General features: G+C 37.6%; 10 protein-coding genes and 1 pseudogene. All 11 read left to right on the top strand.

The window, feature by feature from the left end; genetic code table 11:
• Positions 1 to 199 precede the first annotated feature (199 nt).
• Positions 200 to 1,570: a M23 family metallopeptidase gene (locus A3854_RS04865; RefSeq protein WP_084041564.1), complete on the top strand. Its 1,371-nt coding sequence runs from the start codon at positions 200 to 202 to the stop codon at positions 1,568 to 1,570.
• Positions 1,571 to 1,631: 61 nt separating this feature from the next.
• Positions 1,632 to 2,516 (top strand): UDP-3-O-acyl-N-acetylglucosamine deacetylase, encoded by an 885-nt coding sequence (lpxC, locus tag A3854_RS04870; RefSeq protein WP_084041565.1) that lies wholly within the window; start codon positions 1,632 to 1,634, stop codon positions 2,514 to 2,516.
• Between the two features lie 41 nt (positions 2,517 to 2,557).
• Complete coding sequence (locus A3854_RS04875) at positions 2,558 to 2,959, top strand: glycoprotease (RefSeq protein ID WP_084041566.1); 402 nt, start codon at positions 2,558 to 2,560, stop codon at positions 2,957 to 2,959.
• Between the two features lie 8 nt (positions 2,960 to 2,967).
• Positions 2,968 to 3,852: a homoserine kinase gene (gene thrB, locus A3854_RS04880; RefSeq protein WP_084041567.1), complete on the top strand. Its 885-nt coding sequence runs from the start codon at positions 2,968 to 2,970 to the stop codon at positions 3,850 to 3,852.
• Positions 3,853 to 3,873: 21 nt separating this feature from the next.
• Positions 3,874 to 4,128 carry a hypothetical protein gene (locus A3854_RS04885; protein ID WP_035167247.1) on the top strand — a complete coding sequence of 85 codons (255 nt, stop codon included), beginning with the start codon at positions 3,874 to 3,876 and terminating at the stop codon, positions 4,126 to 4,128.
• Positions 4,115 to 6,763 carry a translation initiation factor IF-2 gene (gene infB, locus A3854_RS04890; RefSeq protein WP_084041568.1) on the top strand — a complete coding sequence of 883 codons (2,649 nt, stop codon included), beginning with the start codon at positions 4,115 to 4,117 and terminating at the stop codon, positions 6,761 to 6,763. Before A3854_RS04885 ends, infB begins: the two co-directional genes overlap by 14 nt.
• Positions 6,760 to 7,125 (top strand): 30S ribosome-binding factor RbfA, encoded by a 366-nt coding sequence (rbfA, locus tag A3854_RS04895; RefSeq protein WP_021090755.1) that lies wholly within the window; start codon positions 6,760 to 6,762, stop codon positions 7,123 to 7,125. Before infB ends, rbfA begins: the two co-directional genes overlap by 4 nt.
• A complete protein-coding gene (rimP, locus tag A3854_RS04900) occupies positions 7,118 to 7,534 on the top strand; it encodes a ribosome maturation factor RimP (protein WP_084041569.1) in 417 nt (138 codons plus the stop codon). The genes rbfA and rimP overlap by 8 nt, the downstream gene beginning before the upstream one ends.
• Position 7,535: 1 nt before the next feature.
• On the top strand, positions 7,536 to 9,185 hold the full coding sequence (locus tag A3854_RS04905) for a formate--tetrahydrofolate ligase (protein ID WP_084041570.1): 1,650 nt from the start codon (positions 7,536 to 7,538) through the stop codon (positions 9,183 to 9,185).
• 11 nt (positions 9,186 to 9,196) lie between these two features.
• Complete coding sequence (locus tag A3854_RS04910) at positions 9,197 to 9,748, top strand: hypothetical protein (RefSeq protein ID WP_084041571.1); 552 nt, start codon at positions 9,197 to 9,199, stop codon at positions 9,746 to 9,748.
• Positions 9,749 to 9,763: 15 nt separating this feature from the next.
• A pseudogene (locus A3854_RS04915) lies at positions 9,764 to 10,007 on the top strand (bifunctional diaminohydroxyphosphoribosylaminopyrimidine deaminase/5-amino-6-(5-phosphoribosylamino)uracil reductase RibD); the annotation flags it as partial.

Genomic DNA, 10,007 nt, shown 5'->3' on the forward strand with positions numbered 1-10,007 from the left:
ATAAAAATAATGTTGTTGAAGCTATAAATATGTTTGAAAAAGAGCTAAATTTGTGCAAAGATCTCATAAAAGATGAACGCTGGGATGAGCTTTTTGCTTGGATGAGCGACGCTAGAGCCGTAAGAGAAATTTTGTAATTAACTAAAAATTTATTGATTTACGTGTAAAATTTTGCAAATTAAATTTAAGGTAAAAATATATGTATAGACGTGGAATTGGCGGTTTTGGTATTGTTGTGCTTTTGCTAATTTTAATCTTAGCCGGTGGTTTTGGCTATGCTTTGATGTCAAAAGATTTTGAGCGAAATGAACCGATAATTGGTGTTGCTGATAAGGTTTATTGGAATCTTAGAACCCCAATGAATATCAAATTTAAAGACGATAGTGGTATAAAATTTGTACGAATTAGTATGAATGATGGGAAAAATGATCTAAATTTGTTAAATCAAATCATACAAAATCCAAGTACTGAGCTTGATGTAAATTTAACCTTTCCAAAGACTGGCTTTTTTGCTCAAAAAGATACCTATGAGATGAATATCGAAGCTGTAGATACTAGCAAATGGAGCTTTTTTACTGGCAATAAAGCTAGTAAAAAAGTCGAAGTAGTGCTTGATACTTCAAAACCTGATCTTTACGTGCTTTCACAGTCTTATTCTATCTCAAAAGGTGGTAGCGCTGTTGTGGTGTTTAGAGCAACTGATAACCAGCTAAAAGAGGTCTATGTCCAGACAAATTTTGGTAAGAAATTTAAAGCTGTGCCATTTTATAAAGAGGGCTTTTATGCAGCACTCGTTGCTTGGCCGGTTCAGGTTGAAAATTTTAGTGCTGAGGTCATTGCAAGAGACTTTGCAGGCAACGAAAGCAAGTCACATGTTAGATATTTTTATGAAAATGTAAAGTATAAAACTTCAACTATTGCATTAAACGATAGATTTTTAGATGGTAAGATAGTTGATTTAACGGATCAATATGCAAAAGATCCAAGCGCACTTTCAAGACTTGAAAAGATGAGATTTGTCAATGAAACGCTTAGAAATTCAAACGAAGAAAAAATAACAGCACTTACTACAAATCCTAGTGATGAGATGTTAACTAGCTTTAGTGTGACATCATTTTATCCACTAAGGAATGGTAAAAAAGTGGCTGACTTCGCCGATCACCGATACTATACATATAATAACGAGCAAGTAAGCGAATCTTGGCATATGGGAATAGACTTTGCAAGCGTGGCAGCGGCTCCTATAATAGCTAGTAATGCTGGTCGTGTCGTACTTGCATCTGAAAATGGAATTTATGGATTAAATATTGTGATCGATCATGGATTTGGGCTTTATTCGCTTTATGGACACTGCTCAAGCACTAGAGTAAAAGAGGGCGATATGGTGGCAGCTGGCGATCAAATAGGTACTACTGGAACGAGCGGCCTTGCGCTTGGCGATCACCTTCACTTTGGAATTTTAGTCCAAGGCGAAGAGGTGAGACCACAACAATGGATGGACAAAAAGTGGATAAAAGATAATATCACAAGTGTCTTAGATGCTGCAAAAGCGATGATAGATAAGAACTAAAAATTTGCAAAATTGATTTTTTAGTGCTATCATAAGCGTATTAAAAATATAAGGAAAATTCTTGAAACAAACTACTATCGCAAGACGCGTTGAGACCGTTGGTATAGGGCTTCATAAAGGTGAGCCGATAAGACTTATACTAGAACCTCTTGATGCAAATTCTGGTATTATTTTGCACCGCGAAGATCTTGGTATTAGTTTTAAAGCTGAACCTAAAAATGTGATAAATACGCAGATGGCAACTGTTGTTGGCAATGAAAAGGGCTTTATTAGTACGATTGAGCATCTAATGTCAGCCATAAATGGTTATGGCATTGATAATATTAGAATCTCTGTTGATGCAAATGAAATTCCAGTCATGGATGGCAGTGCAATAAGCTTTTGCATGCTACTTGATGAAGCTGGCATAAGATATCTTGATGCTGGCAAAAAAGTAATTCTTGTTAGGCGCGAAGTTGAAGTCGTTGAGGGTTCTAAATTTGTACGAACTTCACCTTCAAGAAGTCCAAAATTTGACTATACGATAAAATTTGATCATCCAGTTATTGGTGAACAAAGATATGTTTTTGATTTTAGTAAAAGCTCTTTTATAAAAAATATAGCTCGTGCTAGAACTTTTGGCTTTTTGAAAGATTTACAACGTTTACAAGCTCAAAATTTAGCCCTTGGTGCATCACTTGATAATGCCGTGGCAATCGATGATACGCATATTCTAAATCCAGAAGGTTTGAGATTTGAAAATGAGTTTGTAAGGCACAAAATTTTAGATGCGATTGGTGATTTAAGCTTGCTTGGAGCGCCTTTGTTGGGCGATTATACAGCATTTGCTGGAAGTCACGATCTAAATCACAAATTAACTCTTGCTTTGATGGCCGATGAGAAAAACTACGAGATCGCAACTCTAAATGGCGAACTTTTAAAAGAGTATCAAAAGGTATTTGCATAGAAAATATTGAAATTTTAGTTGTCTCTTTATCGATTCCGCTCTTGGTTGGAGTTTATAAAGATGGCGTAAAATTTGATGAAATTACGACTGATGAACATGTTAGTGAAGCTTTGATAAAGATCTTAGAAAATTTATCCTCTAAATTTAATATCACAAAAATTATCTATGCAAATACGCCAGGCAGTTTTATGGGGCTAAAGGTGGCCTATGTAATATTAAAAACATTTTCTTTGTCTAAAGGCTGCAAATTTTACGCCGTTAGCGGCTTTAGCTTAAATGGTCGCCAAGCTATAAGAGCAAATAAAAATTTAAGTTTTGTTTTAAAAGATGGCAAAATTTCACTTGAAAAAGTAGAGCCAGTAGGATTTAGATTGCCTTTAAATTTAGATGAATTAAAACTAAATTCAGATACACTTCCAGATTATATCATCCAAGCAGTTTAGGAGAAATTTTGAACATCTTAGTCCCTGCAACAAGTGCAAATTTGGGTCCTGGTTTTGATGCTTTGGGGCTTAGTTTGAAGCTTTTTAATAGCGTGAAAATTGAGCCAGCAAAATTTAGCTCAGTGTCGATAAACGGCGAAGGCAGTGGAAGTGTAAATTTAAAGAGAAATAATATGTTCTTAAGCATTTTTAATGAAATTTTTTTTGAGCTAACTGGTAAAAATGAAAATTTTAGAGTCGTTTTTGAAAATAATATCCCATTTTCAAGGGGGCTTGGCAGTAGCTCCGCTGTGATCGTTGGAGCCATTGCTTCAGCGTACGAAATGGCTGGCTTTAAGGCAAGCAAAGAGACAGTTTTAAATAAAGCTATCATCTATGAAACCCATCCTGATAATATCTCGCCAGCAGTTCACGGTGGATTTATCAGCGCGATCGTAAAAAATGGTAATGTTTACGCAAATAAAATAAGTTTAAGCGATGAGATAAAAGCGGTAGTTGTCATCCCAAATAAACCGATGAGCACATCCTCGTCAAGACAAATTTTACCAAAGAACTATACGATGAAAGAGTGTGTAAATAACTTATCTCATGCCGCTTTTTTAACATCTTGTTTTTATGAAAAAAAGTATGATCTCTTAAAAATAGCAAGCAAAGATTTGATGCATGAAGAGCGTAGAATGCACGCTTTAGAAGAACTTTTTGAAGTTAGAAAAGTAGCTTATGAAAATGGTGCTTTAATGAGTACGCTTTCAGGCTCAGGCTCAAGCTTTTTAAATATCGCTTACAAAGATGATGCTAAAAATTTACAAGATATTTTAAAGAGTAAATTTAGTGATTTTAGGGTTGAGGTTTTTTCATTTGATAACGATGGATACGAAATTACGCAAAGCTAAAAACAAGTTTAAAAAGATATAATGAACAAAAATAATCCTGTAAGGACATGTGTCGCTTGTAAAATTAAAATTTCTCAGAACTTGCTAAAAAGATACCGCTTGGTAGGTAAAAATTTAGAGCATGGCAAGGGAAATGGTCGTAGTTTTTATCTGTGTGACAAATGTATACAAAAAGATATAAAAATTTTAAAAAAAATAATTGATAAACAAACTAAAGGTGCTTTTATTTGTGATGCACCGAAGTTAAAGGAGATACTCTTAAATGAGCAATGTTAGGATTTCAGAGATCGCAAACGAGCTTGGCTATCCAAGTAAAGAGATAGTAGAAAAAGCTCAAGAGTTAGGATTAAAAGTCAAAACTCACTCAAATGCAGTTAGCCTTGAAGAGGCCGAAGCTATATATGAATATGTTCAAACTGGCGTGATACCAGATAAATTTAAAAAGAAAAAGAGTGAACCTAAACCAAAAAAAGAGTCTAAAAAAGAAGTAGAAAAAGAGTCAGTAAAAAAAGAAGAAAAGCAAAAGAGTGAACCTAAAAAAGCTACTACTAAAACTGAGTCAAAGTCGGTAAAAGCTGAGCCTAAGAAAGAGGCACAAATTTTAGAAGAAAAGCAAAAAAAAGAGCCTAAAAAAGAAGAAATAAAAGTAGAACAAAAACAAGTCGAAGCTCCAAGACCAAAAGAGAGCTTGGCTGATGTGACTCAAAAAAGACGTGGCCTTGTGATAGTAAAAAAGAAAAAAGACTATGAAACGCCAATTGCTACAAAAGAAGAGAAAAAGCCTGAACCAAGCATAGCTAATATAAGCGATTTTAAAAGTATGTTTTCAGCAAGTGATGAAAATTTAGCTAAGAAAAAGAAAAAAGATAAAAAAGTAGTTGTTGCAAGTAAAAAAGATAGTACTCAGAAGATGGACCTACTTGGCGGAAGTGACTTTGGTGATATCGTGTTAGAAGATGAAGATGTGGTTGTTCTTCCTGATTTTAGTTTTAAAACTCCGGTACCAGCACCTGTACAAAAGACAAAACAGCCAAATGTTATGAGAACTACGGTCAATAATACGATAAATTCATTTGGTGAGGGCGGCATTCAAAGAAGAGCTAGAAAAAAACACAAAAAGCCTGAAAATAAACAAAACAACGAAGCTGTGACATCTATAAATATTCCAAAAGAAATTCGTGTTTATGAATTTGCTGAAAAGCTAAACAAACAGCCAAGCGAGATCATAGGTAAGTTATTTATGCTTGGTATGATGACAACTAAAAATGACTTTTTGGATGAAGATGCGATAGAAATTTTAGCCGATGAGTTTAATGTAGAGGTTAATATTATCGATGATCAAAAAGAATTTGACTACGTAGCAGCCTATGAAGAAGAGATGAAAGACGATGAAAATCTCCAGCCAAGAGCACCAGTTATAACCATCATGGGCCACGTCGATCACGGTAAAACTTCATTACTTGATTACATAAGAAAATCACGTGTAGCAGCAGGAGAGGCTGGTGGTATCACTCAGCATGTTGGTGCTTACATGGTAAATAAAAACGGCAAAAACATCACATTTATTGACACTCCAGGTCACGAAGCATTTACTGCTATGCGCGCAAGAGGTGCTGGTGTAACTGATATAGTTATCATCGTTGTTGCAGCAGATGACGGCGTAAAACCACAAACAAAAGAAGCAGTTAGTCACGCAAAAGCCGCTGGCGTACCGATAATCATCGCTATAAATAAAATGGATAAAGAGTCAGCAAATCCTGACCTAGTAAAGACAGGTCTTGCCGAGCTTGATATCATGCCAACAGAGTGGGGCGGAAAGTATGAATTTGTGCCAATCTCTGCAAAAACAGGTATGGGCATAGATGATCTGCTTGAGATCGTACTTTTACAAGCTGACCTTTTAGAGCTAAAAGCAAATCCAAAGGCAAATGCAAAAGCAACTGTTATCGAGAGCTCACTTCAAAAAGGTCGTGGCCCAGTCGCTACCATTATCGTTGAAAATGGCACGCTTCATGTTGGAGATACTGTCGTAGCCGGTGTCGCATATGGAAAGATAAGAAGCTTGCTTGATGACCAAGGTAAGCCTTTGCAAGATATAAAACCAGGCGAATGTGGTGTGATAGTAGGTCTTAGCGAGATAGCAGAGGCAGGCGAGACATTAATAGGCGTAAAAACTGACAAAGAGGCTCGTGAATACGCGCAGAAAAAGGCTGAATATATCCGCCAAAAAGAGCTTAGCAAGAGCACAAAAGTTAGTATTGATGAGCTTAGTGCTAAGATCGCTGAGGGTGAGTTAAAGACGCTTCCAGTTATCATCAAAGCTGACGTTGGTGGCTCACTTGAGGCGCTAAAAGCAAGTCTAGAAAAACTAGCAAATGATGAGATCAGGGTAAATGTCATCCACTCAGGTGTTGGCGGCATCACGCAAAGCGATGTAGCACTTGCTAGTGCGAGCGAAGACTGTATAATCCTTGGTTTTAACATAAGACCAACTGGCGAGATAAAAGAAAAGGCAAAAGAGAGCGGCGTTGAGATTAAAACTTACAACGTTATTTATAATCTAATCGACGACGTGAAGGCGATTTTAGGCGGACTAATGTCACCAATCATCAGAGAAGAGCAGCTTGGTCAAGCTCAGGTTCGTCAAGTGATCCATGTGCCAAAAGTTGGTGCTATCGCTGGATGTATCGTCACTGAGGGCACTATAAACAGAGGCGCAAAAATTCGCCTTATTAGAGAAGGTGTGGTTGTTTATGAGGGCTTGGTTAGCTCACTCAAACGCTTCAAAGATGACGTCAAAGAGGTCGCTAAAGGTTATGAGTGTGGTGTTGGTATCGAAAATTTCAATGATATTAGAGAAAACGACTATATCGAAAGCTTTAAAGAAGTCAAGGAGAAAGCTACTCTATGAACGCTAACGAAATAAAGCGTATGAGAACAGAGAGTGTGCTAAAAGAGCTCATTCCAGAGGCTTTAGCTACTCTTGAAGATAGCATTTTAAAGGGGCTTTGCGTCACCGATGTCGAGTGTAAAAAGGGTAGATATGACGCCTTTGTTTATCTTGATAAGATGGCTTTTGATGAGCGTGAACAAGAGTATATTTTGGGACATTTGAAGCGAGTTTGTAGGCATTTGCAAAACCACTGTATGGCAGCTGAGGGCTGGTATAGATGCCCAAATTTTCACTTTAAATTTGATGATAGATTAGAGTATCAAAACCATATGGATAAGTTGTTTGATAAAATTTCAAAGGATTTAAACAAAAATGGATAATTTAGACAAACTAGTACGCGAATGCGGTGTCGAGCTTTATGACAGCGAGATCGCAAATGAAAATGGCAGGGCTATTTTTAGAGTTTATATCACGAAAAATGGCGGAGTGAGCCTTGATGACTGCGAAAAAGTGAGCCGTCTGCTCTCGCCTATCTTTGACGTGACACCGCCAGTTAGTGGGGATTACAACCTTGAAGTTAGCTCGCCTGGCCTTGAGAGAAAGCTTAGTAAGCCATCTCATTTTAAATCAAGCATTGGTGAGCTAGTTAAAATTCAAACCGAGACTGAGAAATTTGCAGGAAGGCTTGTAAAAGCGGACGAAGAGAGCATCGCAGTTGAAAATGAAGAGGGAATTTTTGAGATCAACATCAATGAGATAAAAAAAGCAAAAACATATTTGGAGTGGTAAAATGCTAAGCGACATCGAGATAACTCATCAAACAAAACTAGAACACATTAGTAAAGTTGCCGCAAGACTAGGTTTAGGCGAAGAAGAGCTTGAACTTTACGGCAAATTTAAGGCTAAAATTTCTCCAAGGCTTGAGCCGTCAAACTCAAAGCTCATCTTGGTTACCGCTACTAACCCAACCCCATACGGCGAGGGTAAAACGACTATGTCGATTGGTCTAGCCGACGCACTAAATTTACTTAGTAAAAAGGTTTGTCTAGCACTTCGCGAGCCATCTCTTGGGCCAGTTTTTGGCATAAAGGGCGGAGCAGCAGGTGGTGGTTACTCGCAGCTTGCGCCGATGGAGGATCTAAATTTACACTTTACTGGCGATTTTCATGCTATAACATCGGCAAATAACCTTATTTCAGCGATGATAGATAATAGCCTCTATCAAGAAAACCCGCTAAAAATCGAGAAAATTTTATGGAAGCGCTGTATGGATATGAACGACCGCGCGCTTAGGTTTATCACTGTGGGTCAGGGTGGCAGGACGGATGGCGTGCCAAGAGAAGATGGCTTTAATATCACCGCTGCAAGCGAGATCATGGCTGTACTTTGTCTAGCAACAAGCCTTTCTGATCTAAAAAAGCGCGTGGCAAATATTATGGTCGCCTACGATAGTGATAAAAAGCCTATCTATGTGCGTGATCTAGGCTGTCAAGACGCTGTTTGTATACTTTTAAAAGATGCAATTAAGCCAAATTTATTTCAAACGCTTGAACACACACCTACACTCGTGCATGGTGGCCCATTTGCAAACATCGCGCACGGCTGCAACTCCGTTATCGCAACTAAAACAGCTCTAAATTTAGCTGACTACGTCATCACTGAAGCTGGCTTTGGCTCTGAGCTTGGTGCGGAGAAATTTTTAGATATAAAATGCAGGGTTGCTGATATCAGACCAAGCGCTGTGGTGCTTGTAAGTACGATCAGATCGCTAAAATATAACGGCGAAGCAAATAAAGACGAGATCACAAAACCAGACATGAAAGCTCTTAAAAAAGGTATCGAAAACCTTGGCGGACACATCGAAAATTTAAAAGGAAAATTTGGACAAAACGTAGTTGTGGCGCTTAACAAATTTGGCTTTGACACCGATGAAGAGATAAATTTCGTAAAAGAGTACTGCCGCGAGCTTGGTGTAGAAGTGGCAGTTTGTGAGAATTTCTTAAAAGGTGGTAAAGGTGCGATTGAGCTTGCCGAGCTAGTTTTAAAAGTGTGTGATAAGCCGAGCAAGATAAATTTTACATACGAGATGAGCGATGATACGAAAACTAAAATAGAAAAAGTCGCTAAGGAAATTTATGGAGCTGGTGAGGTGGTCTTTGAGGAAGCCGCTCTTAAAAAGCTTGATATGATAAAAGAGCTAAATTTGAGCCATTTGCCAGTTTGTATAGCAAAAACTCAGTATTCATTTAGCGACGATGCGAAGCTTTTGGGTAGAGCAAAAGGCTTTACATTTAGTGTAAAAGACCTTGACATTAGAACGGGGGCTGGCTTTATCGTCGCAGTTTGTGGTAAGATCATGCTAATGCCAGGACTTCCAAAAGTGCCAGCTGCTGTCAATATGAAGATAGATGCCAACGGCAAGATCGACGGCTTATCGTAAATTTAGAAAATATGAAATTTGTAAAAATACTCTTTTTAATAGTTTTAAGTGTTTTCTTAGTTGGATGCGCGGGAAGATATAAATATAATGTTGAGCCAACACCGATACAAAAAGGCGTGGCTAAATATATTGTTAGTGATTTTAACCTAACATTGACAAACCAGCCAACTAGATACGAGCATAACACTAACTATAAAAATGAAAACGAACTTCGTGATGAGTTTGTGGAATTTATAAACAAACATCTAAAAGAGCAGGGTATTTTAGGGGATGAAAATAGCTTTAAGATAAAAATACAAATGGACTATGAAAGATGGTTTAACTGGGGTAGCAAGGCATTAAACAAGCCACACTTTCGCTATAGCGTGAAAATTTATGATAACGATGATAGGCTTTTGGTCTCTTACTCTATACCAGTCTCTACAACGAAATATGGCTATTTTAAAGAGATCGCTGTTTTGGCGGAGATTGCTGCATTTAGGTGGGATGCGGAGGATGAGCCGACCGATATCGACTTGATCTCAAAAACTCTTGTTGATGAGATAAAAGATATAGGAAAATAAAAATAGTCTGCTAAGATGAACGACGAATTTTACATGGATCTTGCTTTAAGCGAGGCTTGGAAATTTCAAATCCTGACCTATCCAAATCCAGCCGTTGGATGTCTTATTCTTGATGAAAATGGGCAAATTTTGTCTTGTAAGGCTCATGAAAAGGCTGGATATTTACACGCTGAACCGACAGCGATACTCTTTGCACTTTGCAAAAAAAGTGAAAAATTTAAAGATGATTTTATAAAAGCGTATAACGATAAATTTAGCT

The sequence above is a fragment of the Campylobacter concisus genome, assembly GCF_002092845.1.
GTDB classification, from domain to species: domain Bacteria; phylum Campylobacterota; class Campylobacteria; order Campylobacterales; family Campylobacteraceae; genus Campylobacter_A; species Campylobacter_A concisus_AQ.